Source organism: Nocardia amamiensis, assembly GCF_015477605.1.
Classification (GTDB): domain Bacteria; phylum Actinomycetota; class Actinomycetes; order Mycobacteriales; family Mycobacteriaceae; genus Nocardia; species Nocardia amamiensis_A.
The window spans coordinates 402,776-428,481 of the sequence record NZ_JADLQX010000001.1; the positions used below are offsets into that span (position 1 = coordinate 402,776).

The following is a 25,706-nucleotide window of genomic DNA, read 5'->3' on the forward strand; positions in this document are numbered from 1 at the left end:
GGCAGCAATCCATTCGGGGTTGGCAAAGGTCCATACGGACCTTAGAGTGCTCCGTATGGATCATTTGGACTTAATGGTTGCGGAGCGTGTGCGATGCGCTCTCGCACGAGGGGGTATCGGCCTAGATGACCTGGTCAAACACACTGGAATACCGGCAGCAACCCTGCGACGCCGGTTAGCTGCGCGAAGTTCGTTCACTCTCTACGAACTGGCTCGCATCGCGACGCTGGTCGGCTGCCGCACCGTGGACCTGCTCCCGCGGACGGGGGAGTGATGACGACATCATGGGGATGGTCGCCGCGGGCGGCCGCCAAGGGGTTCGCGGACAGTCCTTCTCAAACTTTATGTGACAGAAATCATATCGATTCCGCGATCGGGACCGCGCACTCGGGCGATCGATCAGCTACCGCGGCGTCGGTATCGAAGTCGGCGCGCAGCCCGGAGCGCATCGACGTCCTGATCGTCGGCGGTACCTGGAATCCCCACGGCGACAACGTCACCGCCGCCTTCGCCGCGGAACTGGACCGAGACCGATTCACCCCGCGTCTGGTTCCGTATCCGGCGGACTACGGCAGGAGTGTTCCGTACGCCGAGAGCCTCGCCGCGGGTGGACGGGCACTGATCGCCGCCGTCGAAGCGACGCCGAACCGTGTGGTGCTTGCGGGGTATTCCCAAGGCGCGGCCATCGCGGGTGACGTCGCCGCCGCGATCGGGCGCGGCGAACTACCGCACCTCGAGGTGATCGCGTGCGCGCTCATCGCCGATCCCCTGCGTCCGGCCGGACAATGCCTCGGGCCGGATCCGGGCGGGTACGGCATCGCAGGCGAGCGGAATGTCGAGGGTGTTCCGACGTATTGGGTCGCGGCGCCGGGCGATCCGATCACCGCGCTGCCTGCTGGAAACCCGCTCCGCTCGATCGCCGACGTGAGTGCCTACTTCTGCGTCGCCTCCCCGCAGGCCATGCTGCGCTGGGGAGAGAGCCTGGTCGAGGTGGCGGTGCACCGTCGGTTGCAACGATGGTGGTCGCCGCAGCACTGGCGAAGCTGGGGTTCGGCCGCGGCCTTCGCTCGGGGCTACCTCGTGGACGGGCGGCATACCGACGACTACATACGGCACGGACATGCCCGCCGCCTCGCCGAGGCGATCAACCGCGACTGCTCTCCTGCCACCAGGGCGGCCATCCGGTGACCGAGCACCTCGACCACCTCTTCCTGGATCGCTCTCAACTCCGCGCCCTCGCCGAACTTCTCCGCGAGATACCCGGCATCGCTGACGATCTCGAGCTGACACGCACCCGTCAATCACGGCTGAGCACTCGCGGCGGCTACCGGATGGATCGCAGGGCGAGCGAACAGCCGTTGCCCTTCAACCCCGCCGCGGCCGCCGCGGCCGACGAACTCCACGCGGTACTGGTCTCCTGGGCCCGTCTGGTCTGCGAAGAGCGGGGACTCGCCTACGACGGTTCGCCCTCCACCGCCGGCCTGGCCCGATGGCTCGATCGGAATCTCGTCGCACTCGCTATGACCGCAGGCGCCGAGACGGCGCTCGACGAGATCCGGTCAGTTGTTCAGGCCGCACTGCGGGTCATCTGCCCGCCGGCAGCGCCGATCGTGTGGGACGAAACGAAGGTAAAGCAGGCCCGCGAGCATCGACTCAACGCGTCCGGGATAGCCACATTGGCAAAGGAACTGGGCGAGGAGTACCGAAATCTCACCGTCCGGCGGATCCGGACGCTCAGGGATGCCGGAAAGATCGCGCCGATACCGGGGCCGTGGGCGCCAGAGTGGCCGGAAATGTTCGTGGTCGGCGAGGTAGTGGACGCACACCTGGCATATCCGACGCGAGGGCGGCTGCCTGCTGACAACAGGAAGCGAAGGTAAAGGCTGCAACGCAGTGTGTCACTACATATTTGACTCGGAGGCTTATCGCCCCATCTCTGTCGAGATGGGGCGATCTTCGTTTGCAGGGTCGAATAGCCGCTCTGCCTGGCATTTCTATGCATTTCGGTATTCGGGGGTTGACATCGTGCGCGCTATAGGCCAAGCTTTGTGCAGCGCCAGAGCTGCGCCCTCATCCCGGAACCCTCCCGGAATCCCACTCTCCCAAATCTTCTCGATATCACTCGTCGTGGCCCTGTGCGTCCGAACCCGGACGCCCGGGGCCACAGTCGTTCCAACCGGAGTTCCCCAGCTCCCGCGAACATGCGGCACGCCCCCGAAACCCTTCCGATGTCGATTGACAAGCGGGGCAGAGCTTGCCGCATCAGCCCGGACCCGCCGCCGTCTCCCGCCACCTCGGTGCGCTGTCGCAGACGCCGGGCCGATGGCCGGGCTGCCGCTCCACCCCCGGCCTGCCCCTCCAGGCCGAGGGTGGGGCCTCCATCCCCCGGCCGTGCTCCGGTCGGCCATCCGCGAGGAGGCAGCGATGGACGACGCCGTGCGTGAACTGCTGGAGTTGAACGCTCACGGCGCATTACCGACGACGCCCACCATCGACCTGGCCCACCAAATCATGCGCGTACACCGCGAATGCGCCACCGACTACTGCCGCCGCAAGGACCAAGCGCTGCGAGCCCTGATCACCCTAGGCCGCATCGTCCCCGACTCCTCACGCAGCCGCTGACCCCACCAGACCCGCCCCGCCCGGCTCCCCTCTCCCGCAACGCAACCGCGGTCGCAGGCGGTCCGAGCCGCGGGGCGCCCGCCCCACCCCCGGTTTTGCTACGAGCCGGGGGTGGGGCATCCCATCCACGGAGAGGAGGTGAACCCCGATGCTCGCTCTCGCCTTCGACCTACTCGAACTGGTCTGCCACCTCGTGCCACTGATCCGGCCTTTCGTCGGCATCTGATCCAGCCGGTGGCGCCACGCCGGAAACCTTTCCGCCAGCCTCTCGGTACCCCGCCAGAACGCTCTCGGCATGGCCGCACTCTACGCCGCGTCCTGCACGGTCCAACGCTCGGAATGCCGACGTTCCATCCAACGGCATCACGGGATCTGAACGGGTTCTCGTTTCACCGGCTTCGGTCCGGGCGGCATTGCCGCCTCCGGACTCCAATTCAACTGATAGATGAGGTGATTTCGCATGGCGAGATTCGCATCCAGCTCGGAACGGTCTGTCTCCGGACCGCGCTGCGCGACAGGGCCGGCGGTGTGAGGTGGATCTGTCTTGGGTTCGCGACAACGCGGGCTGGTTCGCGAGGCTGATTCCGAAAGTGAATACCGGTTCGGGTTCTTCGAGTCAGGCTTCGGCCTCACCGGGCCGGGTCGAGAACTTTCACGGAATGACGCCGGAGAGTGCGGCTCGGATGGTCGGGCGGATTTTCAATGTGCAGGACATGGTGCGGGCCATCGAGCGACAGATCGATCCCAAGTCCGATGTGCCGCAGGTGAAGCCGATTGTAGACCCGCAGGCGTTCACGGACTTGGACGAGAACGGCAAACGGATTCCGAAGCCCGATACGGTGCCGAATCCGCAGGGTCCGCGGTGGGCGCCGACCGATCCGGTGTTGACGGATCTGCCTCCGGCGATCACGACGGTGGATCCGAAGGTGACGCCGACGGATCCACCGTACTACTCCGATAGCCCTGGTCTTGCGCCTGCGAAGCCGGAGCCGCCGCGGTTCAGTTATGTGGATCCGGATACCGGCGAAGTCAAGCCGATGAAGCTGCCTTCCACCGAGCCGGAGCCCGGTGTGCTGCGGTCACCGGGTGGCACGGTGGGTGTGGACAACTTCGACGGCAGCACGTGGGAGCTCCAGCCGGTCAATCCTGATTCCGCGAGCGCCAATACTACTCGGCATCTGATCTATAACGGAGCCGATGGTGAGCAGAAGACGTTCACGGCGTCCTATGACGAGAACGGCAAGCTCATCGGCATTTTCGATCCGCAGACGAGTGCCTACGTCAGTTTCGGTTACCAAGATGACGAGCTCATCGTCACCGGAACCGGGCGGCTCGATCCGGGCAGCGTCGTGGCGACCACCGATGAGGTGGAGTCCTTCTTTCAGCTGGTCGTGCCGCCGCTCAGGGGCGCCCGGCCCGCGATCCAGGGTGGAAAGGGGCTGTACAACCTCCTCAAAGACGAACCGCCCCCCGCAGCACCGGCGGCACCTGCCAAACCCGATATCAATCGGCCGCCCGTCGTCAGGCCGCCGTATCCGGACGGTCCGGAGATCCCCGACGTCCCGGACCTCCCCGAGATCCCCGGATTACCGAGCGGGCCCGAGCTTCCCTTTGTCCCGGACAAACCCGAGATCCCCACCGCCCCGAAGAAACCCGAGATCCCCAATCCCTCTGGCACGGGGGGAGATACGAGTCCGGGTGCACCCACTGTCGAGTCTGTGCCGAACCCTCCGCCGGCCACCACACCGCCGAAAGAGTTGCCCACGCCGCCCGAGTTCGGCCCGGTCGATCCGGGGGATCCCGGTGGGCACGATCCGACGACGCCGCCGGAGATAGAGGGTGACGAGGAGGCGGGGCCGAGTCTTCCGTCGGACTCAGGACCTGTCGATGAATCCGGTGATGATGGACCGCCAGAGGACGAGTGGGCGAGGTACGAACGGCAGGAGGCAGAGCGACGGCACCGCGAACAAGAGGAGGCGTGGGGTGATCAGCAGGAGGAGGAGCGCGAGCCGGAAAGGCAGCCGCCCCCTGTCCATAGACCGAATCAATGGGATCGGACCAAAGGTGGAAGGAAGAATTTCGGCCCGGATGACATCGACGCCCTCACCCAGGCCAATTTGGTACACATCCTCCGCGGTGACTCCAATGCTGAAAAGGATGACGAGAATGGGATCGGAGGCGGGCACGGCTTCGGCAGCGGTGTCCCGGGCAAGACCGTGTTTCCCGAGCGCTGGGGCGACCCCGAGGATGTGGATAATCCCAGTACGCAGATCCTCGATGTCATCGAAGATATTGCCAGAAACCCGGACAGCCCGCCGACGTGGCAGCCTCAGAATAAGACGTGGTTGGCCGAAGGAGTGCGTGAGGGCGTCCGTATCCACGTCGTCGTCGATCCGAGCGGTCATATTGTTACGGCTATCCCCAAGGATGGTCCCGGGGTCATGCGCAACGATGAGAACGGGGTACCGCGACCGCTCCGATAGTATGGTCGAATGCCGTCGGCGATTACTCGTCACGTGGCAGTGAAAGAGGAGGGGCCTGCTGTGGCTCGAAGTAAGATCGGATTGCACGATAGATCGACAGCTCTGCTGGAGAAGCTGGTCAATCGACTGCCCGCCGGGGATGTCGAATACGCCGAAATAATGTCGTTCGGCGGGGAGACGGGCTTACTCGTCGACGTACTCGCGGGTTCCCTTTTCAATCAGAGGATACCGATAACGCCCGACGAGTATGCTGAACTGTGCGATATACTTTCCAAGTTCAAGATCCCGGTACGGCATGGCAGATTCATCAATAATCGTGACGAGGTGATCGCGGACCTGGTTGTGCGCGATCGTTTGGTCGAGGGCCCGGTATTCGCGGTCGTTGCGAGTGAACTGCCGGGTTTCGATGCCTTCGAGGCGTTGGGCCATGACGAACTGCGCCATCTCGAATCGATTGAGCATCGAGTAACCGGATTGCCGGTGAAGACGTTCGACTGGGTTCTGCTGGAATGGGCCACCAGTGTTCTGAGACTGGAAAGCGATTCGACGCGGAAGAGTGACGAGTGGAATGCTTGGACGGTTGACGATCTGCTAGACGAGTTGCGAATTAGAGACGCTATCGAAGCCATTCTTCCAGAGTTGGACGAGCCTCTTCGCCTGGCGGTCGAGAGATGGGTTTCCGAATATGATCGGATATATTTATCATTCACCGTGGAGGATTCTCGGCGCTGGATAGCGTGGAAGGCGAAACGCTCGAAGCTCGAGCTGGCGTGGTGGTGGTATCGCATTCCGGAATATGGGCCGGTGGCGGTGGAGTACGAGAGTTTTATCACGGGCTTCGAGGAATGGAAGCGCAAGCGCGCAGCCGCGGGCGGTACTGCCGAGTATTGATCGGCCTGAGTGCTCCCGGCACCTTGACTATTCGACTTCGTCGTGTCCCGCTGACCGGATATCGACGGCCGGTCCTGGTCCGAGCAGGAAAAGTCCGATTCCAAGCCGAATCGGAACCTTTGCTCGCGGCGTAAGGCCGACGAAGTGTGGGCGGAGCAGGTTCCTCAGCGGCGGAACGACGAGTAGGCCACTCGCACAACATTTTCGATCCTCATCGAGACGGAGCCTCGAACCGTAACGGTTCGAGGCTTCTCGCATTCCCGGATCGAAATTCACTTCTCCTCGGACCGCTTCGGCGTGTCCGGCGTTGCGAGATCGACAACTATCACTACCAACCCAACAGAGCGGCACGCGAAAACTATGTCTGACAGAGAAATCGTTCGATCCGTACGGTTCGGTAACCATCAGCCACCGTCGGGCTACACCAAAACCGATACCGGGCAGCTGGTTACGCCGGAGTTCATGGCTTTGATCCAGCATGCGCTGTCCGGCAAGCTCGCCGAATCCGAGGCGACCGCGGAACTCGATCCGCAGGTGCGCGCGCTTGCGGAGGAGTTGTCCGTGATCCACCTGCCGGAATGGCGCGACAGTGTGGGACGCAAGCGCGCCGAACCCGCTGTCACGAGTATCAAACAGGCCACCCGGGTCGCGGACTACCTCGTCAAGCGTGGCGTGCGAGTGCATCCCGAACTGGAGGAGATCCGTTGGACGCCGACTCCGGGTGGAATGCCGGGTGCGTTCGATATCGGGTTACACGTCACCAAGGACGAGGACGGGCAGTGGCCCGCACCCGACCCGGAATCGTTCTACGACTTCGACGATATCGAGGTCGAGCAGACCGATGAGGGGCTTTGGTGCGCAACCCATCCGCGTGGACTCGCCGTCGAGGCCACGACCAAGACCGAAGCCTACGCCGGGATCGTCGATCGACTGCGCGAGCGGATCGAGCGGGCCCGAAAAGCCGATGAAAGGCGGCCGCACGATGAGTGAACGAATCATGTTCGCCGATATAGAGAAGACGCTTGTCGACTACCTGACCACCGAACTGGCCGCGCTGTCGGATACCGCGCAGGTCGTGACACGGGTTCCCGACCCGCGACCGACGCGGATGGTGCGCGTCCTCCGGAACGACCGCAAACGTCGTAACGACCGTGAGGATCGCGAGGGCATACGCGGACCCAACCTGATCTTGGACCGACCACGGGTAATCCTCGAGTGCTCCGATGATGCCGGAGCCGCAGGCGGTTTGGCCGCGACGGTGCGCGCCATACTGTCGGTCGCGTCGCCCGGTTACCTCGGCACGGTGTGGTGCGACTACATCGATGACGTCGGCGTGGAGAACGATACCGACCCCGCGACGAACGCCCCGCGGCAGCTGATCATCGTCGATCTGTGCGTACGAGGGAAGCTTCTCGCCTGACTTCGGCACTGGCATGTGCCGACACAATTGTGCAGAGCATCGCTCTCACATGACTCCCGTCCGGGAGTCGCACAACTGAAAACCGAATCCCTAGGGCCTGCGCAACAATCCCGAAGGGAAAATCGAAATGGCACTGCCTTCCAGCAAGTACATCGGCGCCGGCACCCCGGACATCGCCGTGACCGGCGGCGTTCTGGTGGCCCCCCTGGCCACTGCGCTGCCGACCTCGGCCTCGGACGCACCGAATGCCGCGTTCAAGGCGCTCGGCTACGTCTCCGAGGACGGTATCGAGTCCAAGGGCGAGCGCAAGATCGAGACGATCAAGGACTGGAACGCCGACATCATCGCGCAGCTGCAGACCGAACACTCGGTGCGCTTCGCACTGACCCTGTACGCGGTCTGGGACCAGGACGTCCTGAACGAAGTGTTCGGCTCGAACAATGTGACGGCCACCGCGGCCACGTCCACTTCGGGCAAGCTGATCAAGGTCGAGGAGACCGGTTCGGTGCTGCCGCACCGCGCCTGGATCTTCGACATGAAGAACGAGGACAAGAAGCTCCGCATTGTCCTCCCGAACGCCAAGATCACCGCGGCGACCGAGAAGAAGTTCGTCTCGAAGGAGCTGGCCGGCTTCAACATCACCATCGAGGCGTTCAAGAACGACGCCGGTGTGAAGGCCTACCGCTACCTCGACGACGGTAACCGCACCGCCTGATAAGCCCCCAGCGGCGGCGGGAATCGAACCTATGCGCAGGCCCGCCCGCCGCCGCTGGGCCTCTCCATCGAAGCCTGCGCACACATATGAGATGAAAGGGTCCGCGAACCAATGGCCTCCCCGAAAGTGCCGAACACCATTGACGAGATCACCAGGGTCAAGGAGGACTTCGTACATCGCATCGGCGACGTCGAGGTTCGTCTTCCCTCGCTGTCCTACCTGAAGCCTGGCTTCATTCGCCGTATCCGGCGTATGAACAGTGTCGATGCGATGTATACCCTGATCGAGATGAGCGCATCTCCTGCCGCGCTTGCGGTACTGGACGACATGGATCCCACCGAATACCAGGCATTGCTAGATGAATGGCGCGCGCATTCGGGGGTCGGCCTGGGGGAATCCTGAGCCTCGATGCTCTGGTCGAAGAGCACACCGAGGCAATTGAATACGACTTGATCGCACTCGGACTCAGATTGCGTCAGCTGGGGTCGGAGGAACTGAGCTGGCGTGACCTCAAAGCCATCGTCAGACTGGCGCCGGTCGACTCGGCGCTGTCCCGGGCTATGCGGCCCGACGACTATCGGTGGCAACTCAACGAGCACCTGCTCGCCTCGATGGCCGACTCGCTCCGGTGGCTGGTGTGGTCCAAAACCACCGCGGCCCAGCAGAATCGCGACCGGCCCGAGCCGATACCCCGGCCCGGGTTGAAATCGACCACCGAGCGTATCGGGACTTCAGTCGGTGTCGGTGAACTGAACAGGTTTCTCGGCTGGGCTGATCGCCAAGAGTGAAGTATCAGCTCGATCGAGCGCGATAAATTCGCGCCATCTCCTTACGATCCTCCCAAGAGGGCGGTGTGAGCATGGACTTCAATTCGGAGGTCGATATGGTGCGAAGTTTCTCCGGTTGATTCTGAAAGTATCGAAGAGTGGATAAGAGTGAATTTGCATTGTCCACCCAGAGCGTAGTTGGTACTCGCCAGGGGCCACTGTCAGAGGAATTAGGCGGTAGCCATTTCGACAGAGGCCTGGACGGCGCGGGGCGCGAAATCATTGCTCCCGTGGAGCACTGTAGTGTGATAAAGGCTTCGGACGAGCCGACGTCACCACCTATTTCGGTCAATGATATCCACGGAAACTCCCAGTCGCACCTATGTGTGGAGATGCGCAGACTGTGTGGTGTCAAAATCAGAAGACCGGTACGGATGTATCTGATATCGTGCCAACCGATGTAAATTGTTATCGAGAACATTATGGCCCCTGCGGCGATCAGCAAGGCACTTCGCTCGATGAATCCGGATAGTGTGGCACCGAGGCTCAAAGTCGTCAATCCGCCGAAGAACACTAGAGTTCTGACCGGCCGGAACCTGTGCCGTAATGAGAATGTTTGCAATTCTCTGTCTGATTCTATGGATGGGGAGCGGGTGCTACGCGCAGCGGTGTCCAGGATGATCCCGAACGCCGCTCCAGATACGCCGATCAGTGCAACCGCCAGCGGCACCGGATCTCGCCGCTGAATGGCGACGGCAGTGACTAGAACGGCCAGCAAAGCAAATGGCGACATCAGCAACAGCCAGCTGATTCCTCGGCCTTCCGGCCAGACATACTGCCATCGATAGTCTGGTGGCGAGCCTGCCGTGCCGGGCATGCTGGGTGCATCCATGGAACCCCTCCGTGTAACTAAATCGTCAATCGTCATGCCTGGTCGGATCGGTCGTCGCAACCATGACGGGTCGATTGTCGCACAAGGGTGAGGGATTTGCAGTACATATTTCATCAATAATTGTCGACAGGAGTGTGGTCATGTCGGATGACGAATTCAGCGGCAGCCTTCTCGATGTGTTGAAGACAGTGAAAGAAGGCAAGAATCGGTCGGAGAATCCGAGTTCTCAGACGGGGGGCCCGTCGGCAAACGCCGCGCCAACCACGACCGGCAGTAGCAGCGAGGTCATGAACATCCTTGTGCCCCAGGCGCGGCCCCCGGCTGCTCCGGCGCCGGCGCAGAACCTTCCCTACCCCGTCGGTGGTGGTCCAAAGTTGGATCCCGGTCAGAGTGTGACGCCGCCGGGTGGCACGACTATACACAACGGCGGCGTGGGCGATATCGGTGCTTCCCCTGCGGCGCCATCCGTGTTGGGCCTTATCGATGTTCTGGCGATTGTCAAAAATGATGACATCGCCGCGCATACCGGCGCGAAGATCGATCTCTCTGATGCGAATCGAACAAACCCGAGGCCAGTGACGGTTACGCTGCCCTCAGGAGGCAAGTTCTCGATCCGGACGAGTATGGGCGACGATTTCTATACGCGATCCGTGGTAATGACCGGGCCGGACGGTCAGCCATACGTAGATTTCGATTCGACGACCCGCCGATTCAATGAGCCGATACTCGGCTTCGGTACACATTTCGATATGGAAGAGGATGCCGACGGAAATCCGAAGCGGGCAATCATATATGGGTCTTCGTCCGCTAAGGAGATACTATTCGGACCTGAGGGGCTGACGATCGTTCCGCTGGATCCGAAGCAGCGGGAATTCAAATTGCTTCCAGCTCCGCTCGACACCGGGATCATTGCTGTCAATGGTACCCAAGTAGGTTCGCTAGAGGGGGTGCGGGTTGTTTCTAACACGACAGCGTCGGAAATGCAGACAGGCGCCAATTGGCTGGATAGATACGCGTATCGTCTATTTCCTGGAGCGATCGATAACGTTGAGCTTGCGACACGTGACCTGACCGTCACAGCTCCGGGGGGAAAGTCTGTTCCGCTAGGCGTCGGAAGGCTTAGTGGTGCGATCGGAGCAACAACACTGCCGCTGGCGATCTGGGGTGATATGCAGGGTGGTGATTCCTTTCAGCGGGCATCAGTCCGTGAGGGTACTGGACTGTTGACCGGATTGGCACTCAGTGCCGCCACGGGTGCTGGGCTCGGATTTTTTGCGGGCGGCGTCGGAGCCGTTCCTGGTTTCTTTGCAGGTCTGATTGCTGGGATGGCGGGCTCGTACGCCGGATCGAAGGCGATGGACTACGTTCTTCCTCCGGATTTCGGCGGACCGGACGGCAGGGTCGAGAATCCGCCGCCCACGTGGTTGCTGCCCGACGATCCGGCATCTCTGCGGGAATATATCGGTGCTCTCGAGCAGTCGGAGCCTGAGAAACCGACGAACCACGGATATGTCGGCCGCGGTCCGGCGAACTATGATTCGTACAACACCAAGAAATATCTGCACGACGAGTGGCAAACACAAATCGATGCCGCACGCGAGAAACTCGGTCAGGTCGAGAATCCGAAGGCGGAACATCGTGCGGCCGGTGGGTACATCTCGGGCCCGGGCGGGTCTACCGACGATTTGATCCCCGCCTGGTTGTCCAACGGTGAATATGTAGTCAATGCTTCGGCAACAGCCGATAATCTCCCGATCCTGCAGGCGATCAACTCGGGGTGGGTGCCTTCCGCCGATCTGCTGCACGGCCTGGTTCCGGGATTCTCGCCAGTGGGGTGGACCGGCGTGTACACAACTCCGAAACGAACACTGGATCCTGCGGAATGGTCATCGATCATGCCGCCGCAGCCCGAGAGTGGGGGCAGCGGGATAGATCTGGAGGCGCTGATCGAATCGTCGCGAATCCAGCCGATCAAGACACTGGAGTCCCCCGGTCCCAGTCCGTGGAAGCTGAAGACGCTGGAATTGCCCGGTCCGAGTTTGAGTGTGCCAGATGATTCGCGGCAACGGCCGGCAACCTCCGATGAGAATGCGGGCCCGTTCGGACTGGACCAGAATGTCCTGGCCCGGGGCTTCCTCGAGGGTGCGATCGCCGGAGCGAAGGGCGGGCCGTTCGGCATGCTCGGGGGCGGCGTTTCCGGACTTGCCGTCACTGCGGGGGGCGCGATCGGCACCGCCATCGGTACGGCGCTGATGCCCGCCCTGGGCCCCGCGGCACCGCTCGGCCCGGTTATCGGCGAGGCTCTCGGCTCCACTATCGGCCAGATGGGCGCGGAGGCGCTGCTCGAACCGGTCGAGCAGGTTGTCGGCTACGCGGCCGATACCGCGAAGGAGGTTATCGGTAACGGTTTCGGCCTCGTCGATCTGGCGGAAGGCCCCGGCGGTTACACACCGCGACAAGACATTTACAACTTCAACGGTATGGATCCGAAGAGCGCCGCGATTGCGGTCGAGCGGGTCCGCCGGCGCCGTTCATTGGCGCAGCAACGTGGAGGAGGGCTCGGGCGATGACCTACCAGCTCTTGGATAGACACGATACGAAGATCGTCGTCTGGGACGTCAACGGACGGGTCTGGCACCTGTCCGGGGCGAACGGCGGTCGTGAGGGCGTGCGATTGTCGAAGCAGACCGGCAATATGTTCGCACCGGTGAAGCTGCTGGTCTCCGAAGGGGCGCGGCAGGACGGGGCGACCTTCCTGCGATCGGTGCGGTCGAAGAAGGAGTGGGATTTCGTCGTCATGATCTCTGCCGCCGCGAAAAACGGCAGCAACAACACGGTGCGGGATTTCTACGCCGTGCACGACGCCTGGTTCCGCGGTTGGTCCACCGACAAACCGGTCACTGTCGGGTATTACACCCGCCATCAGGGGTGGCGATTCCAGCAGGCGCAGGTCGATGCGCCGCCCGAGGCGATCGGCGATGTCGATCCCGCGCGGAATGCTCTCGCGATCTACAAGATGTCGGCTGTCGCGATGGACCCGCTGGAGCGGCACTTCGACGAGACCGCGGTGTGGACCAACTCCAGCGGCATCGGCGAAGGTATCGTGCGGGCCCGCAACGCCGCCGATCAGCCCGCTTGGCCGCGGTACACGATGAACGGACCGGGCCGCTGGTCGATTCTCGACCCGGTCGGCGGCGATCTGCTGCGGATGGTGCAGACCCCGACGCTGCCCGCGAACGCGACACTGCGCATCGACACCCATCCGCGGCATCGCACAGCGCGCACATACACCTCCGGTGACAGTGATCCCGTCAACGTATGGGGACAGCTGGCCGGTCGCCGCTGGCTGGCCGCGCTGCCGCCGTGGAGCGCGACCGATATCACGGTCAAGGTTGAGGGCGGCAACACGCAGTCCAGCCTGATCGTGGCGATCACCCCTCGATCCTCCAGGCCGTTCTGATGAGTACGCAGATCTGGGACCCGCACGCCGAATCGCGGCGGATGGACGAGGCACACCGGGACGAACAGCGAGAGAGTCGCAATCCCGATGTGCTGGTCCGCTATTGGGACAAGTTCATGCGCGAGGTCGGAGAGGAGCACAGCTACCTCTCGCTGGAGTTCACCTATCCGCGCAACGCCGCCGGTGGCCTCAAGATGATCTGCCCTCGTGACATGGTCCACTTCGACCATCTGTTCAACAACGAGGACGAAGAAGACGCGACCATCCCGATCACGGTGAACACCAAGGGTTTCCGCTGGGATGGTTACATCACCAAGGCATCGATCGTGCGCGACGAGCACGGCGTGGAGACGGTCGACATCGAGGCCATCCACTGCTGGAACCACATCGCGACGATCTGTTGCTGGGCGAGCCCGTTCGCGCCGATCCTGGCGCAGTTCCCGCGCCATCACATCCTGTTCGGCCCCGCCCGCAGCCTCATCACCACCTACCTCACCACCAATCTGATGCGCTTGCAGGCGCCGGGCTGGGCGCCACCGGGTACCAGCGACGACCCGGACTGGGCGGGCGTGGGCAACACGCTGTTCCCGATCGCGGTCGTGCCGGTGAACCCGCTGACCGACACCAGCCGATGGAACGCCGCCTCGGCGCGATTCGACATGGCGGACAAGCTGTTCGGGCCGATTCTGGAAGACTCCGGCGTCAACCTGACCGCGCGGTTCTTCCTGCCCGGCGAGGACGAGCAGCCCGCGCCCGAATGGTTCTATCTCGAACGGCCGACGGTGGTACTGGAGACGGTCGACAAGTCGGGCGTCACCGGTCCCACGGGCACGCTGATCGACGGAATCATCTCGTGGATCGAGGAATTCACCGACGACGGCACCACGCCGGTCCGGTATCCCAATTTCGACTCCACCACCGAGTACGAGGCGGTCTACGGACATCGGGGCAGGCTCGGCACCACCAGGAACTTCCCCTGGGTGTGGTACTTCGAGGGCGAATACTCCGGTATCGGGCCTTCGGAGGTGGCGCTACACAAGCCGACAGCCACCGATGTGATCATCGGCGGCCGGTCGCCGGGCTGGGTGAACGCGGGCATCGAGATCGCGATCAAGAGCCTGCTCGGGCTGTTCGGCCTGGACTGGCTGTATCGAGGTCAGCTCAACGACGTGTTCCTCGCGTGGATGGTCTACCGGGACATGCGACGGGTGGAGCGCGCGGGGCCATATGCCTTCCGCGAGCTGTACATCACGGGCAGCGACAAAGCTTTCACGCTCGACGGCCTCGTCGCGGGCCTGCAAGGGCTGCATCTGACGCGCGGCTACACGAGCAAGCGCGTCACGGTGGAGGACAACGCGCCATACATCCTCGGCAAGGACTTCGAACTCGGCGACCAGATCGGCTTCGCGCTCGGCAAGCACATCTTCACCGACTACGTCACCGAGCTGACCTTCCTCGACGACCGCGAGACCTCCGCGAAATGGCAGATCGTGGTCGGCGACGGTTCCGACGAAGAGGACTCGACGGTCAAGGCGTGGCAGCGCCTCGGCCGCGTCGCCGCGGCGATCAAGGATCTGGCCACCGACGTCGGCGCCGATCTCGACCTGCTCATCTTCTGAGCCTTCGAACAGGAGAATCCATGGCGGACATCACTTTTCCCGCCCATATCACCATGCTCCGGGAGACCGACGTCGACGGTCTGCCCATGCTGAACGCGCAAGTCTCACTCACCGACGACGTGGCTGCACTGCCGCTGCCTCCTGGCCCGGCGGGTGAACCCGGTCCGCGTGGTCGGCCGCGATCCACGTTCCGCAAGATGGGCGCGATCGCCGACGCGGCCGCCCGCCCCTCCGGCCTCGGCCCCGAGGACCGCGGCAAGTGGTGGCACCGGCTCGACGACAACGGGATGGACGTGTGGACCGGGGCCGAATGGCGGCATTCGCCGGCCGCCGTCGGGCCGCGAGGCCCGATAGCCGCGGCGAACTCCATCACGGTGACTTCGACGGTGCACCAGGAGAACCTGACCGTGCCCGCCATCGAATTCACCGGCCAGGGCGCAGAGCAGCAGCTCGAAGTCACCGTGCCCGCGGGTGAGCCCGGCCCGAAGGGGCCGCCGGGTGCGTCCGGCGCGATCACCGCCTCGCCCGACTACGATTCGACGACCGTGCCCGGCCGGGGTTCGGTCTTCGCCTACCACCGGGCAGGGCGGAAGTTCCGCGCGGCGCCCACACCGCTCGGCACCGGCCCCTGGTCCTGGTATCAGGAGGATTTCGCCGCCGAACAGGTGGCGGCTACCAGCCGGATCGAGGCGGGCACGTTCACGATTCCGGCGCAGCCGTTCGACTGGCGGCCGGTCGTGTACGGGCACGGCTATTCCTATTCGGTCAACAACGGCTCGCAAGGTGCGGAGCTCCTGGTACGGCTGCACCACGCGCAGGGTCCGATCGTCGGGACGGGAGCAGCGGCCTCAGGTGGCTGGATGTACCTGCCGATCCTCCCGTGCTTTCGAGACGGGAGCACCACGAAGGCGATGTCGCCCACGTCGGATTTCGCGATCGTGCCCGCCGGACAACCCGCCAACTTGGTGGTCTCGGCGGAGCGCACCGGGAACGGTAGCGGCGACATCGGATTCAGCAACACGCGAGCATCGCTGGTCGTGTTCGCCCGACCCATTGAATGAGGTGACATGTCCACCGTAGGCGATTACTTCGCGTCGACCGCGATCCGCGGAATCGACGAGGGCATCGGAACGCGAGGCGTGGTGCAGGCGATGCACGGCACGCCGAGCGACGGCTCCCTCGAACTGATGACCGGAACCCCTGGCCCGCAAGGCGAGCAGGGAGACGCCGCACGGCCGTTTCGCTGGGAAGGCGACATCGCCGACCATACGGCGCTGACGGCGTTGGCCGCCAAACTGACAACAGCGCATGCAGGCAAGGCGTGGCGGGTGGTCGCGACCGACACACTGGTGTACTGGAACGGACGGGGATTCGACTCGTTCGCGCAGGCGTTCGGTGCGCACGGTCCCGACGGCGAAACCTGCACCGTCAGCATCGGCACGGTCGATACCGGTCCGGTGGGCTCCGAACTGCAAGTGACGGTCGTGGGCGAACCACCAGACCTGGTGCTCAACCTGACCGTTCCCCGTGGCGTGCAGGGGCGCAAGGGCGATCCTGGCGGTCCGGGACCGTTGCGGAACGCCCCCGACTACGCCGATGGCATCCACGCCGACGGTGCCGTGCCGGTATGGGACGACACCATCGGGAAGTGGAAGCCACGCCCGTATCCGGGTTTGCGTGGCCCATGGAGCATCGTGGAGGGCCAGGCTTGGGACGGCGGCGCAGGCTTCGCCGCGTCGCAGCTCAACATCGCGACGGCTACCAAGACCGTTGCGCAGCTGAATATTCCGGCACAGGATGTGGCCTGGCGGCCGATCGTCACGGGCGGCGTGGTGGTCGGCACCACCGAGGCGTGGAATCAGTTCACCACCCGTGTAGACGCGGAAGTGCGCATCGGCACCGCCGACGGCCCCATCGTCGCCCTCGGCGCCGGCATGGTGACAGGCGCTGACTCATACAACCGTTTCCAGCCGTTCTACGCGACCCGCGGACTCACGCCGGACAGCGCAGTCGGCGTGGTCGCGGCCGGTCAGGCGGTGACGCTGTACGTGGTACTGCGTCGCAATGCGGGCAGTTCCAATTACGACTACTCCATGTCGCGCGCTCGGATCGTGTGCATGGCCCGACCTGTGGGGGCGCTCTGACAATGGAAAATCAGACGAATGATGCGCCGGTCGTCTTCGACGACGACGTGATGATCACCATGCGTGGGGTCGCCGACTCCGTCGGGTTGCCGTACACGGTGAATTCGCTCGAGTTGGTCGATCGCGAAGCGTTGGCCGAGCTGCGCGAAGGGTCGGTAGGGCCGATCGGGCCGGAGGGCGCGGCGGCGTGGCCGTGGCAGTGGCAGGGCGACGTCGCCGACGTGGCGGCCCTGACCGGTCTCGGACTGACGACCGCCGACGCACGTAAGGCCTGGCGTGTGGTCTCCGAGAACGCCGTCTACTTCTGGACCGGCCTCGAATTCATCGCCTTCGACAATGCGTTCGGCAAGGCGGGTCGGCGTGGACCGGCCAACCAGCTCACCGGAGCAGCGAGCGCGGGAGCACCGGGGTCCGCCGCATCCGCGCAGATCACCGGGATCGCACCGAACCAGCGGCTGGAGATCACCTTTCCGCGCGGTGCGGCGGGTGACATCGGCGACCCAGGCGCCGAAGGTCGTATCCAGGACGCTGCCGACGTAGCGCTCGATGCGGAGCATTCGCTCGGCGAGGGGTTCGTGCTGCGCTGGGACGCGGCAGCGCAGAAGTTTCGTCCTGCGCCGAACCCACGCCTCGGCGGCGCATGGGTCATCGGCGAAAAGCAGTTCGCCGACGTCACGAATATCGCCGAAGCGTCGAAAGTCGTCGCGGCCATCACCATTCCGGCGCAACCGATGGCATGGCGGCCGATCGTCGAAGGCGCCGTGGTCCAGAGCTCGCCGAGCGGCACACGCTGCGATGCCGAGGTCAGGATCGGCCATCCCGACACCGGCGACCTCGTCGGCTACGGGTGGGGATACGCCGTCAGCACGCTGGCGTACGTGACCCTGAACTCGGTGTACGAGTATCCGATGCAGCCCGGCGCGACCGCCGCCGTGGTGCCCGCCAATCAGACCGTCACCCTCTACGTGGTGGTACGGCGAGTGGTCGGCGCGGGAACGTACACGGTTCGCTCCAACTACTCGCACCTCATCGTGCAGGCGCAGCCCCTCTGAGCCAACGCGCTTCTCCGTCACCGGCGTACACGACGTCGGTATCTCCCGATCCGGCATGCCGCTGGGCTGCCCGATGTTCGAAAGGCACTGATCCATGGCTGATCTGCCCCCTCTGAAATACGGCAAGGTCGTCGGGCGTTTTCTCGCCAACGTCATCGACGGACCCGACCTTGGCGACCATCCCGAATTCCTGCCGCTGAACGGCATCGTCACGTTCACGGCCGAAGCGCCGAAAGTACTCGTTTCGCAGGCACTTCCGGCTCCGGCGACCTATGTGCAGCTGCCGAAGCACTACGAATGCCCGCTCGATGAGTTCGGCTACCTCACCTGGCGTGGCAAGCGTGGCGTTCGGCTGGTGGCGCCGAGCGCCCACACCAACCCGTCCGCGTGGACTTGGCGGGTGTCCTTCGAGCTGTCCTACGACGGCGAGCGGGTGCCGATGGAGTCCTTCAGTTTCACGGTGCCCGAATATGTTCCCGGACCGAACCCGGAGGATCCGGATACCGACTCGACCGGTCTGGTCGATCTGACGCTGGCTTCGCCGGTGCCCGGTTCCGCAGGTGATGCCGTCGTCATGGGACCGCGCGGCGCGGGCATCCAAATCGACGGTCAGGTGGCGACCTATGCGCAGTTGCCCGCTTCGCCCGCCGAGGGCGCGCAGTACGTGGTGCAGGCCGATGGGTTGCTCTACGTGTACCACGCCGCGGCGGGCGGGTGGTCGCCGAACGGCCAGGGTGTGGTCATTCGCGGACCGGCGGGGACCACGCAGTGGTCGGGGATCTCCGGCAAGCCGGCCACGTTCCCGCCGACCATCGGTGACACCGCGACAACCGCTGTCGCGGGCGACGATCCACGCCTGACCAATGCGCGCACGCCGACCTCGCACACGCATCCGGCCAACCAGATCTCCGATTCGTCGGCGCTCGGCCGATCGGTGCTGACCGCCGCTGACGCCGCGGCAGCGCGTACCGCGCTCGCGGCCGTGTCGAGCACCGATCCGCGGTTGTCCGACGCTCGCACCCCGACGGCCGCGGGCCAGGCGTACGACATCGCCTTCAAGTCGCATAGCGGCTCGCGTGCCGTTGGCGCCGGTAACTCGATGCCGGAGGGCCTGCGGATCGAACGGCCGATCAAGATCACTTCGGTGACCTACCGCGGCGAGACCGCCGGCACCGGCAACCTCGTGGTGGAACTGCGCAAGAACGGCTCGGCCATCACCGGCACCGCCGCCACCATCGCGGCCGCCAACCATGCGCTCGACACCACCGTGACCGGCGACTGGAACTTCGCGGCGGGCGACCGGCTCACGGTGCACGTCACGACGGCGGACAACCCGGCGGGCCGTGGCTTGCAGGCCGCACTGAAGGGGGTGACCCTCTGATGCCGGGCTTGCAGATGGGCGGACCGTTCTTCCAGCCGCCGCAGGAACCGCCGCCGCCCGAAGGCGAGGTCCCGGGTTGGGCGACCGCGGAGGCGGGATATCCCGGTGCGACGACGCCCGAGGAGGTGCCGACAGAGCCGGAGCCCGCAGGGCCGGAGCAGCCCGCTGAGCCAGAGCCGTCGGCGGAGCCGGATCAACTCACGGAGCCGGTCGCGGCGGATAGCGCACGACCGGTTGCCGGGGAAGTGAGCGGGTGATGCCGCATGTGATTGTCAACGCCAACGGGTTCACGCCATCCGCGATGACCAAAAGCGCCGCGTCGAGCATGGGCGGCGCCAATCAGTGGACTGTCGTCGCCGGTTGGACCGCGGACCCGGCCTACCCGGGCTCCACCGTTTCCGACAACGGGTTGCGCGCGCAGGGCAGTGCCGCCGCGAATGTCTCGGCTGTGCTGCCCTTCTCGGGGGCGGCAATGAGTGGGAACCATCAAGCGCGATTACTGGTCAACAACGTGGTTGTGGCGACAGGGCCGGTCGCCACCGGTACGGCCGGAACGATGACTGTGAGCGCGAACGTCTCCGTCTCGGTGGACGATCTGGTGACGGTCGAGACAACGCACGACGTCAATGGTGCCGGTTGGCAGGCCAGCATCACCGCCGGTTCGGGCACCTACGTGCGGATCAGCTGACCTGCACACCGCGCGTGTCCAAACGGCCGGGGCAACGGCCTGGCCGCACCGTTTCGGGAAGGGAGAGTGCGATGCCGTTTCTCATATTCGGCGCCCCGCCTGTGGTCGTAAGCCCCATGGGTATGAACAAGAGCGGCGTCCAGTCCATTGCCGGCAACACCACGAATCAGAAGATCACCGGGTGGACGCCGCGTACCGGCTACACCCAGACGGTCGTCACCGGCAGCGAACTGATCGCCGACGGCCCCGGCCCTGTGGTCGTGCACGGCCGGATCGAACTGACCCAGAGCTGGGCGACCAGCAGCCAGTTGAGCGTCATGGTCATGAAGAACGATGCCCAGGCCGCCTCGGCCGTGTTCGTCACGCAGACGTCGTCGCTGACGCTTCCCGGCACACCACTGACGCTCGTTGCCGGTGACCGGGTCTGGGTCCGTATGACCAATAGCGACCTTTTCGCGAATGCCACCGTGCAGACCGGTGCAGGAACCCATCTGTCCTTCGATCCCACATGAACACAATGCCGCGTGGCTCACGAGCCCATGGTGCTCGGCCGTGCGGCGAAAGGCAGGACAACCATGACATGGACCGGAGATCCGGTCTGGCTCGCAGACGTGCTTCGTGACGAGGGTCTGCGAGTCGTGGAGTTTCCCGGATGGCGCGAACGCGGCCACGGCGACTTCGGCGAGATCTGGGGCATCGTCGCCCACCACACCGGCGGTTCACATACCCCGGCTTCCGAAATCGCCTACGGATTCGCCCATTTGGAGGGGCCGCTGTCGCAACTGCACCTGGCGAAGGACGGGACCGTGACGGTCGTCGCCGCGGGCGTGTCCTGGCATGCGGGGCGCGGGCGATGGCCGGGCCTGCCGGAGGACAACGCGAACTATCACACGATCGGCATAGAAGCCGCGAACAACGGCACCGAGGGGTGGTCGCGCGAGCAGTACGACGCGTACGTCGGCTGCTGCGCCGCGATCCTGCGCAAACTCGGCCACGGTGCCGATCGGGTGATCGGACACAAGGAATGGGCCGGGCCCAAACAAGGCAAGTGGGATCCCGGCGCCATGGATATGGACATGTTCCGCGCTGATGTCGCGGAACGATTGAAAGGCGGTGTGCTGATGGCACTTTCCGACATGGAGCAGCGTGAGCTGCTGGACATGCTGCGTCGCGTGCACTACGAGCTGACCTACGATTTCCCATCGCGGGTCGCCGACTCGGAATACCGCGACACGTTGGCCGGGTATGTGCTGAACTCCGATGCCTCGGACTACCGTACCGAACAGCGTTTGAAGGCGCTCGAGCTCAAGCTCGACCAGCTGCTCGCGGCTCGAGACAGTGCACAGTGATGCGGATCAGCAGCCTTCCCGAACCCGCCCTCGTCCGCTCGGTGCTGGTCACCGTAACAGGCGTCATCGCCTTCGTGCTCGGCCGTGAAGTCGACACGGCGTGGATCGAATCCGTGCTCGCCATCTACGGCCTGCTCACCCCGGTGATAGCCGGTCTGCTCATCCGACCTGCGGTCACGCCGATCGCCGATCGGACAGCGAGCGACGAATGACGGCTTCGTGGCTCAGCCCTGAGCTCGTGCAAGCCGCCGGGATGGCACTTGCCTCTGTCATCGGCACGGTCACCGCATGGCAGGCGCGCGAGGTCGCCAAACTGCGCGCGCGGGTCGAAACACTGGAAAATCAAGCGCTGGACGACAAACGGCGCTTCCGCGACGCGATTCGCTTGATTCGGGCACTCCGGCAGCACATCGACGAACTGCGCGGCTTCCTGCGCATCCATGTGCCTGGCCAGGAACCTCCGGAGGCGCGGTACAAGGTACCTGAATCCTTGCAGGAAGAAATCTGACAAGGTCCTTTCGCCCCGCGCGGCAATAGCCGTCATTAGATCCGATTGCAGGCAGAGCTGTCCTGTGTTCCGTATTCGATCGTGGCGCAATTCGATCGGTGGCGCAACGGCATCGTATCCGTTCGGCTCGCCGCACCAACGCGGCCGGTCACGGCGCCAACGGCAGCGCGGTTCTCGATCGCATGCCGAATGCGGTGATTCCCAGGCAGTTTATCGATCGGCTGCCCAAGAGGTTCATCCCCGCGTCGCCGCAGTCCTGCCCGCGCCTTTGGGGTGTCTGCGCGTCAATGCGGCAGTCGCCCTTGCCCGCGTTGGTCGACTCGCGGTCGCAGGCCGTATTCGAATGCGGAATGGGCGATTTCATCTAGAACGCGGCCGCTGCGGAAAAGGCGGTAGCCGACGCGAATGCTATCGATTTCTATGAGGTGTCATTGTGGTGCGTCCGATTGTGGAACAGAACCTTTCGTGGGTCGGTGACCGCGCAATCTGGTTCAGGAGTGTCTCTCTCGCCGCGATGGCGGGTCCGACACCGCTGAGAATCCGAGGACCTTCGATTACCACGGGATGACACCGGCCAGCGCCGCGCGGAAGCTGGAGCGAATCGATGCCGCAAGAAACCTGACGCTGACGGCCGACACCGTCGGTACCGCCGCTCCAGTCCGCGCCAGCTCGATCGCCTTTAGCAGTCAGTCGATTCCGGTCGTCAGACCGGTGGGGAAGCCGTCCGATCCGACCGGGGTCGGTGAGCCTGGCGGCCGGTACCGCACCGGCCGATGCGGGACGAAGAAGGAATCCCCGCTGTACCCGTGGCACCGAAGCAGGACAAACCTGCGACGCCCCCACCCGTCGCGCAGCCGCCCGCCACGGCTCCCGCGCCCGCTCCAGGTTCCACCTTGCTGGACATGCCCGACACTACTGGGCACGCTCCAGGCGATACCTGGACCGGGACGACGCTGGACGAACGTCCCGTCAAATACACCATTCCCGAGGGAAACGGCGGGAACACGGTCGATCTCGAGATTCAGAACCCCAACGGCACGGTCGATCGGTGGCGAATCGTCCGCAATGAACTGGGCGGACTGAAGCACTGGCACGACGATGCCGACGGCAATTCCTCGTATGCGGAAAGACCGACAGCGGACGGTGACTGGTATTTCCAGAGCTTCCGCCCCGGAACCTCGACATCGGGAGCGCCGAGCCGCGAGTTCACGGCCGAAGCGGACCTCAGCAGGATCTATACCCCGTCCTACGGCGCGGATGGCGACTATCTCGGTACCGACGTCGGCGTTCTTAACGGGCGCGGGCTGTATGACAACCAGCACGTCGACCAGTACCAGAACACGACGTTCACGAGAACGGTGCCGAACGACGCAGGCGGACTCGACAGCGTTCTCGTAGGTCAGGTCGACAACACCGGGCACGGCTGGTGGGCAGACGAACTCGATCGCCGCTGGGACGTGTACGTCGACGACAACGGAAACCCCGCCAGGCGCCGGTACGACCCCGTCACGCAGCAGCGAAGTTTCGTCTACCAGGACGGGAACAACACGAAGAACGAGACGATCGATTCGTCCGGACGAATCGTGAACTCATTGACGTTCGGCCCAGGCAATGAACTGCTGTCCTCGCTTTCGCGCGACAGCGGCTTGTTGATCGAAGGGAAACCGGGCAAGAACGGCGAGCTCGAATACACATTCCGCGACGAGCGCGACCGGCGCAGAGGCCGTCTCACCTACCTGCCCAACGGTGGAATGCGCTTGTACTACGACGGCTACGAGGTGGTCGAGTACGACGGATCGGGCCAGGAAGTCAAGCGCTACAACAGAATGGGCGACCGCTCTGTCCAAGCCTGGCTGGGAGAGGAAGCAACGTCTGCGTTCCTCCGCGCCGCCGGAGGCGCTGCCGAAGGCATCGGCGGGCTGACCGGGATCAACAGCTACATCAACATGGCCGGCCAGGTGCTCGGCTACAACCCGCGCCTCGCCACGCGAGACGAAGTACTCACCGGGCTCGAGCAGGGCTTGCGGTCCTTCCACCACGCCACCCGCTACTTCCACCTGGTCTCCGCGCGCGAGCTGACCATGTACCGCACCGGCAACCAGGGCCTCGCCGAAACACTCGCCAACATCCGGCCGAGCTTCCTCGCCGCCGCCAACGAGGAGTCCAAGCTCCTCATCGGCACCGACTGGACCGGCATTTCCGACAGCCCGGGCGCGGTCCTCGGTAACGCGACCTTCGGCATCGTCTCGTGGTTCGTCCCGACCAGGGTTCCGAGGATCCCCAAAGCCGTTGTCGGACGCGGAACCGACGTGTTCACGCCTACACCCCCGACTGCGCTGACAACTCGCTGGTCGGAGGAATTTGTCTTTCACAGCGACCTCATGTCGCCTCGAAACCCCGGTGCAACTGCACGCACTTCGAGGACGAGACCTACTGAACCGACCACGCTTACCAACCTCTCCGGTCGGACACCCGCATGGGTACCGAGTTTTGCGGTGAACGGTTTCGAAGCGTTGAGACGCGCTCCTCGCCAGGTTTGGGCAGGGATCGAGCAAATGGGCGCTTCGGTAGTTGTAGCCGCGCGACAGACTTGGGAGGTCCTATCGAACCCCCACGGCGAATTGGTGACGCCGGAGGGCATCCGAGTTCATTCAAGTTCGCTTGGGAGCGGAGGACGTCCATGGTCACCGCGGCCGTACCAGCCAGCTCTCGAACCGGGAAGGGCGACCAAGTCCATCCGGCAGATCAGAAATATCCGGGACCGTGTGCAAAGATGGACGCAGGGCGAAGTCAACGCCAGGGAGCGGACCGGTGGAGGGCCTGAGCGCGCATATAAGGTACCCAAGAACAGCGACAAGAACTTTCCGATCGAGCAGGATACAGTCAGGAAAGTTGATGTACCGATAGACCTTCCGGACGGGGGCGTCATCGCGCTGGAAGTAAAGATGTATCAGCGTTACCGGCGCGTAGAAGTAGCACCCGGTCAGTGGGTGACGCGGGAGTTCGAAGTCCCCTTGAGTGATCACATCAAGAATCAGATCGCAAAAGATGTGGCGCTTCGTAAGGCTGACCCTGGTTTCCGTCCCTTGTGGGAATTCATGTGGGCTGGACCGAGTCCGGAGTTGCGCGCTGAACTGATTCGTGCTGACATTACTTTCGTCTGGCATCTATAGCGACGGAGAGAAATGGACTCGAAGGAAATCAGTATTGCCGAATGGGAGCGCGGGCGGCGTGAAGCGCTGCGCGGACTTCTCGATGCCCTGGGGGTGGATGACATCGATCTGGAGACGGATCCGGTAGCATTCCTTTCCATTTTGGACGAGTTTGTCGCCGCTCAGGATTATTCGAACATGGACGAAGGTGATTGGATATGGTTGCACACTATCTTGGCAGCCTATGTGGCTCAGGTTTTCATCGTCGAGTACCGGGCAAAATGGGATCTCATCACCGATGAGCGCGGACCTAATTATGTTCTTCTAGTTGCTGGGCGTGATGGAGTGGAACGCGCTATCTCGCCTATGGACATAGTCTATGAAGACTTGCGCCGATATTCGCCGCCGGAGCTTGCTCGGATACTGGCCGTTGCGGAGGAGGTCGGAGGGCTTTAGCTCGAAGAACGTTCACATGTATCGCTTCACATTTGAAACCGATGACAAATCCGAAAACTTTTTCATGGGCGTAGTGGATGAAATGGTGGACATTTTCGGCATATCCG

The 25,706-nt window shown here is 63.8% G+C and carries 26 protein-coding genes; 25 read left to right on the forward strand and 1 reads right to left on the reverse strand.

Going from position 1 to position 25,706, the window contains the following annotated elements:
- Window positions 1–273 precede the first annotated feature (273 nt).
- The 10 genes from IU459_RS01820 to IU459_RS01865 all read left to right on the forward strand — a co-directional run bounded on the left by IU459_RS01820 (window position 274) and on the right by IU459_RS01865 (window position 8,919).
- Window positions 274–1,188 carry an alpha/beta fold hydrolase gene (locus IU459_RS01820; protein WP_195127641.1) on the forward strand — a complete coding sequence of 305 codons (915 nt, stop codon included), beginning with the start codon at window positions 274–276 and terminating at the stop codon, window positions 1,186–1,188.
- A complete protein-coding gene (locus IU459_RS01825) occupies window positions 1,185–1,880 on the forward strand; it encodes a hypothetical protein (RefSeq protein WP_195127642.1) in 696 nt (231 codons plus the stop codon). Before IU459_RS01820 ends, IU459_RS01825 begins: the two co-directional genes overlap by 4 nt.
- A 544-nt stretch (window positions 1,881–2,424) precedes the next feature.
- Window positions 2,425–2,622: a hypothetical protein gene (locus IU459_RS01830; RefSeq protein WP_195127643.1), complete on the forward strand. Its 198-nt coding sequence runs from the start codon at window positions 2,425–2,427 to the stop codon at window positions 2,620–2,622.
- A 704-nt stretch (window positions 2,623–3,326) separates the two neighbouring features.
- The gene (locus IU459_RS01835) at window positions 3,327–5,105 is read left to right on the forward strand and encodes an EndoU domain-containing protein (protein ID WP_195127644.1); all 1,779 of its coding nucleotides are present in this window, start codon (window positions 3,327–3,329) and stop codon (window positions 5,103–5,105) included.
- Window positions 5,106–5,114: 9 nt separating this feature from the next.
- On the forward strand, window positions 5,115–5,996 hold the full coding sequence (locus IU459_RS01840) for a hypothetical protein (RefSeq protein ID WP_195127645.1): 882 nt from the start codon (window positions 5,115–5,117) through the stop codon (window positions 5,994–5,996).
- Between the two features lie 360 nt (window positions 5,997–6,356).
- Window positions 6,357–6,986, forward strand: a complete 630-nt coding sequence (locus tag IU459_RS01845; protein WP_195127646.1) for a hypothetical protein — start codon at window positions 6,357–6,359, stop codon at window positions 6,984–6,986.
- Window positions 6,979–7,416: a hypothetical protein gene (locus tag IU459_RS01850; RefSeq protein WP_157128872.1), complete on the forward strand. Its 438-nt coding sequence runs from the start codon at window positions 6,979–6,981 to the stop codon at window positions 7,414–7,416. The genes IU459_RS01845 and IU459_RS01850 overlap by 8 nt, the downstream gene beginning before the upstream one ends.
- Before the next feature lie 127 nt (window positions 7,417–7,543).
- Window positions 7,544–8,131: a hypothetical protein gene (locus IU459_RS01855; RefSeq protein WP_067466078.1), complete on the forward strand. Its 588-nt coding sequence runs from the start codon at window positions 7,544–7,546 to the stop codon at window positions 8,129–8,131.
- Between the two features lie 111 nt (window positions 8,132–8,242).
- Window positions 8,243–8,533: a hypothetical protein gene (locus IU459_RS01860; RefSeq protein ID WP_195127647.1), complete on the forward strand. Its 291-nt coding sequence runs from the start codon at window positions 8,243–8,245 to the stop codon at window positions 8,531–8,533.
- A 47-nt stretch (window positions 8,534–8,580) separates the two neighbouring features.
- A complete protein-coding gene (locus tag IU459_RS01865) occupies window positions 8,581–8,919 on the forward strand; it encodes a DUF5361 domain-containing protein (protein ID WP_195127648.1) in 339 nt (112 codons plus the stop codon).
- A gap of 4 nt (window positions 8,920–8,923) precedes the next feature.
- Here the strand turns inward: IU459_RS01865 and IU459_RS01870 are convergent, their stop codons facing one another.
- The gene (locus IU459_RS01870; RefSeq protein ID WP_195127649.1) at window positions 8,924–9,790 is read right to left on the reverse strand and encodes a hypothetical protein; all 867 of its coding nucleotides are present in this window, start codon (window positions 9,788–9,790) and stop codon (window positions 8,924–8,926) included.
- A gap of 140 nt (window positions 9,791–9,930) precedes the next feature.
- Here IU459_RS01870 and IU459_RS01875 point away from each other — a divergent pair, with 140 nt between their 5' ends.
- The 15 genes from IU459_RS01875 (at window position 9,931) to IU459_RS01945 (ending at window position 25,599) form a co-directional block, all read left to right on the forward strand.
- Window positions 9,931–12,360, forward strand: a complete 2,430-nt coding sequence (locus tag IU459_RS01875) for a hypothetical protein (RefSeq protein WP_195127650.1) — start codon at window positions 9,931–9,933, stop codon at window positions 12,358–12,360.
- Window positions 12,357–13,250 carry a phage tail protein gene (locus IU459_RS01880; RefSeq protein ID WP_228837175.1) on the forward strand — a complete coding sequence of 298 codons (894 nt, stop codon included), beginning with the start codon at window positions 12,357–12,359 and terminating at the stop codon, window positions 13,248–13,250. The genes IU459_RS01875 and IU459_RS01880 overlap by 4 nt, the downstream gene beginning before the upstream one ends.
- Complete coding sequence (locus IU459_RS01885) at window positions 13,250–14,869, forward strand: phage tail protein (protein ID WP_228837176.1); 1,620 nt, start codon at window positions 13,250–13,252, stop codon at window positions 14,867–14,869. The genes IU459_RS01880 and IU459_RS01885 overlap by 1 nt, the downstream gene beginning before the upstream one ends.
- Window positions 14,870–14,889: 20 nt before the next feature.
- On the forward strand, window positions 14,890–15,930 hold the full coding sequence (locus IU459_RS01890; protein ID WP_195127651.1) for a hypothetical protein: 1,041 nt from the start codon (window positions 14,890–14,892) through the stop codon (window positions 15,928–15,930).
- 6 nt (window positions 15,931–15,936) lie between these two features.
- The gene (locus IU459_RS01895; RefSeq protein WP_195127652.1) at window positions 15,937–17,013 is read left to right on the forward strand and encodes a hypothetical protein; all 1,077 of its coding nucleotides are present in this window, start codon (window positions 15,937–15,939) and stop codon (window positions 17,011–17,013) included.
- Between the two features lie 2 nt (window positions 17,014–17,015).
- Window positions 17,016–18,065 carry a hypothetical protein gene (locus IU459_RS01900; RefSeq protein WP_195127653.1) on the forward strand — a complete coding sequence of 350 codons (1,050 nt, stop codon included), beginning with the start codon at window positions 17,016–17,018 and terminating at the stop codon, window positions 18,063–18,065.
- Window positions 18,066–18,159: 94 nt separating this feature from the next.
- Window positions 18,160–19,446 (forward strand): hypothetical protein, encoded by a 1,287-nt coding sequence (locus IU459_RS01905; RefSeq protein ID WP_195127654.1) that lies wholly within the window; start codon window positions 18,160–18,162, stop codon window positions 19,444–19,446.
- On the forward strand, window positions 19,446–19,703 hold the full coding sequence (locus IU459_RS01910) for a hypothetical protein (RefSeq protein WP_195127655.1): 258 nt from the start codon (window positions 19,446–19,448) through the stop codon (window positions 19,701–19,703). The genes IU459_RS01905 and IU459_RS01910 overlap by 1 nt, the downstream gene beginning before the upstream one ends.
- Window positions 19,703–20,134: a hypothetical protein gene (locus tag IU459_RS01915; protein ID WP_195127656.1), complete on the forward strand. Its 432-nt coding sequence runs from the start codon at window positions 19,703–19,705 to the stop codon at window positions 20,132–20,134. The genes IU459_RS01910 and IU459_RS01915 overlap by 1 nt, the downstream gene beginning before the upstream one ends.
- A gap of 71 nt (window positions 20,135–20,205) precedes the next feature.
- On the forward strand, window positions 20,206–20,646 hold the full coding sequence (locus IU459_RS01920; protein WP_195127657.1) for a hypothetical protein: 441 nt from the start codon (window positions 20,206–20,208) through the stop codon (window positions 20,644–20,646).
- A gap of 63 nt (window positions 20,647–20,709) precedes the next feature.
- Window positions 20,710–21,483, forward strand: coding sequence for a peptidoglycan recognition protein family protein (locus IU459_RS01925; RefSeq protein ID WP_195127658.1), 774 nt, complete (start codon window positions 20,710–20,712; stop codon window positions 21,481–21,483).
- Window positions 21,483–21,695 carry a hypothetical protein gene (locus IU459_RS01930; RefSeq protein ID WP_195127659.1) on the forward strand — a complete coding sequence of 71 codons (213 nt, stop codon included), beginning with the start codon at window positions 21,483–21,485 and terminating at the stop codon, window positions 21,693–21,695. Before IU459_RS01925 ends, IU459_RS01930 begins: the two co-directional genes overlap by 1 nt.
- Window positions 21,692–21,991: a hypothetical protein gene (locus IU459_RS01935; RefSeq protein WP_195127660.1), complete on the forward strand. Its 300-nt coding sequence runs from the start codon at window positions 21,692–21,694 to the stop codon at window positions 21,989–21,991. The genes IU459_RS01930 and IU459_RS01935 overlap by 4 nt, the downstream gene beginning before the upstream one ends.
- Before the next feature lie 902 nt (window positions 21,992–22,893).
- Window positions 22,894–25,164 (forward strand): hypothetical protein, encoded by a 2,271-nt coding sequence (locus IU459_RS01940; protein ID WP_195127661.1) that lies wholly within the window; start codon window positions 22,894–22,896, stop codon window positions 25,162–25,164.
- Window positions 25,165–25,176: 12 nt separating this feature from the next.
- Window positions 25,177–25,599: a hypothetical protein gene (locus IU459_RS01945; protein WP_195127662.1), complete on the forward strand. Its 423-nt coding sequence runs from the start codon at window positions 25,177–25,179 to the stop codon at window positions 25,597–25,599.
- Window positions 25,600–25,706 lie beyond the last annotated feature (107 nt).

What these genes read in the sequence shown, in the direction of transcription:
- IU459_RS01820 (WP_195127641.1), top strand. Translation starts at nt 274, where the DNA reads ATGACGACATCATGGGGATGGTCGCCGCGGGCGGCCGCCAAGGGGTTC.
- IU459_RS01830 (WP_195127643.1), top strand. Translation starts at nt 2,425, where the DNA reads ATGGACGACGCCGTGCGTGAACTGCTGGAGTTGAACGCTCACGGCGCA.
- IU459_RS01840 (WP_195127645.1), top strand. Translation starts at nt 5,115, where the DNA reads ATGCCGTCGGCGATTACTCGTCACGTGGCAGTGAAAGAGGAGGGGCCT.
- IU459_RS01845 (WP_195127646.1), top strand. Translation starts at nt 6,357, where the DNA reads ATGTCTGACAGAGAAATCGTTCGATCCGTACGGTTCGGTAACCATCAG.
- IU459_RS01850 (WP_157128872.1), top strand. Translation starts at nt 6,979, where the DNA reads ATGAGTGAACGAATCATGTTCGCCGATATAGAGAAGACGCTTGTCGAC.
- IU459_RS01855 (WP_067466078.1), top strand. Translation starts at nt 7,544, where the DNA reads ATGGCACTGCCTTCCAGCAAGTACATCGGCGCCGGCACCCCGGACATC.
- IU459_RS01860 (WP_195127647.1), top strand. Translation starts at nt 8,243, where the DNA reads ATGGCCTCCCCGAAAGTGCCGAACACCATTGACGAGATCACCAGGGTC.
- IU459_RS01870 (WP_195127649.1), bottom strand. Translation starts at nt 9,790, where the DNA reads ATGGATGCACCCAGCATGCCCGGCACGGCAGGCTCGCCACCAGACTAT.
- IU459_RS01875 (WP_195127650.1), top strand. Translation starts at nt 9,931, where the DNA reads ATGTCGGATGACGAATTCAGCGGCAGCCTTCTCGATGTGTTGAAGACA.
- IU459_RS01880 (WP_228837175.1), top strand. Translation starts at nt 12,357, where the DNA reads ATGACCTACCAGCTCTTGGATAGACACGATACGAAGATCGTCGTCTGG.
- IU459_RS01885 (WP_228837176.1), top strand. Translation starts at nt 13,250, where the DNA reads ATGAGTACGCAGATCTGGGACCCGCACGCCGAATCGCGGCGGATGGAC.
- IU459_RS01890 (WP_195127651.1), top strand. Translation starts at nt 14,890, where the DNA reads ATGGCGGACATCACTTTTCCCGCCCATATCACCATGCTCCGGGAGACC.
- IU459_RS01895 (WP_195127652.1), top strand. Translation starts at nt 15,937, where the DNA reads ATGTCCACCGTAGGCGATTACTTCGCGTCGACCGCGATCCGCGGAATC.
- IU459_RS01900 (WP_195127653.1), top strand. Translation starts at nt 17,016, where the DNA reads ATGGAAAATCAGACGAATGATGCGCCGGTCGTCTTCGACGACGACGTG.
- IU459_RS01905 (WP_195127654.1), top strand. Translation starts at nt 18,160, where the DNA reads ATGGCTGATCTGCCCCCTCTGAAATACGGCAAGGTCGTCGGGCGTTTT.
- IU459_RS01910 (WP_195127655.1), top strand. Translation starts at nt 19,446, where the DNA reads ATGCCGGGCTTGCAGATGGGCGGACCGTTCTTCCAGCCGCCGCAGGAA.
- IU459_RS01915 (WP_195127656.1), top strand. Translation starts at nt 19,703, where the DNA reads ATGCCGCATGTGATTGTCAACGCCAACGGGTTCACGCCATCCGCGATG.
- IU459_RS01920 (WP_195127657.1), top strand. Translation starts at nt 20,206, where the DNA reads ATGCCGTTTCTCATATTCGGCGCCCCGCCTGTGGTCGTAAGCCCCATG.
- IU459_RS01925 (WP_195127658.1), top strand. Translation starts at nt 20,710, where the DNA reads ATGACATGGACCGGAGATCCGGTCTGGCTCGCAGACGTGCTTCGTGAC.
- IU459_RS01930 (WP_195127659.1), top strand. Translation starts at nt 21,483, where the DNA reads ATGCGGATCAGCAGCCTTCCCGAACCCGCCCTCGTCCGCTCGGTGCTG.
- IU459_RS01935 (WP_195127660.1), top strand. Translation starts at nt 21,692, where the DNA reads ATGACGGCTTCGTGGCTCAGCCCTGAGCTCGTGCAAGCCGCCGGGATG.
- IU459_RS01940 (WP_195127661.1), top strand. Translation starts at nt 22,894, where the DNA reads ATGCCCGACACTACTGGGCACGCTCCAGGCGATACCTGGACCGGGACG.
- IU459_RS01945 (WP_195127662.1), top strand. Translation starts at nt 25,177, where the DNA reads ATGGACTCGAAGGAAATCAGTATTGCCGAATGGGAGCGCGGGCGGCGT.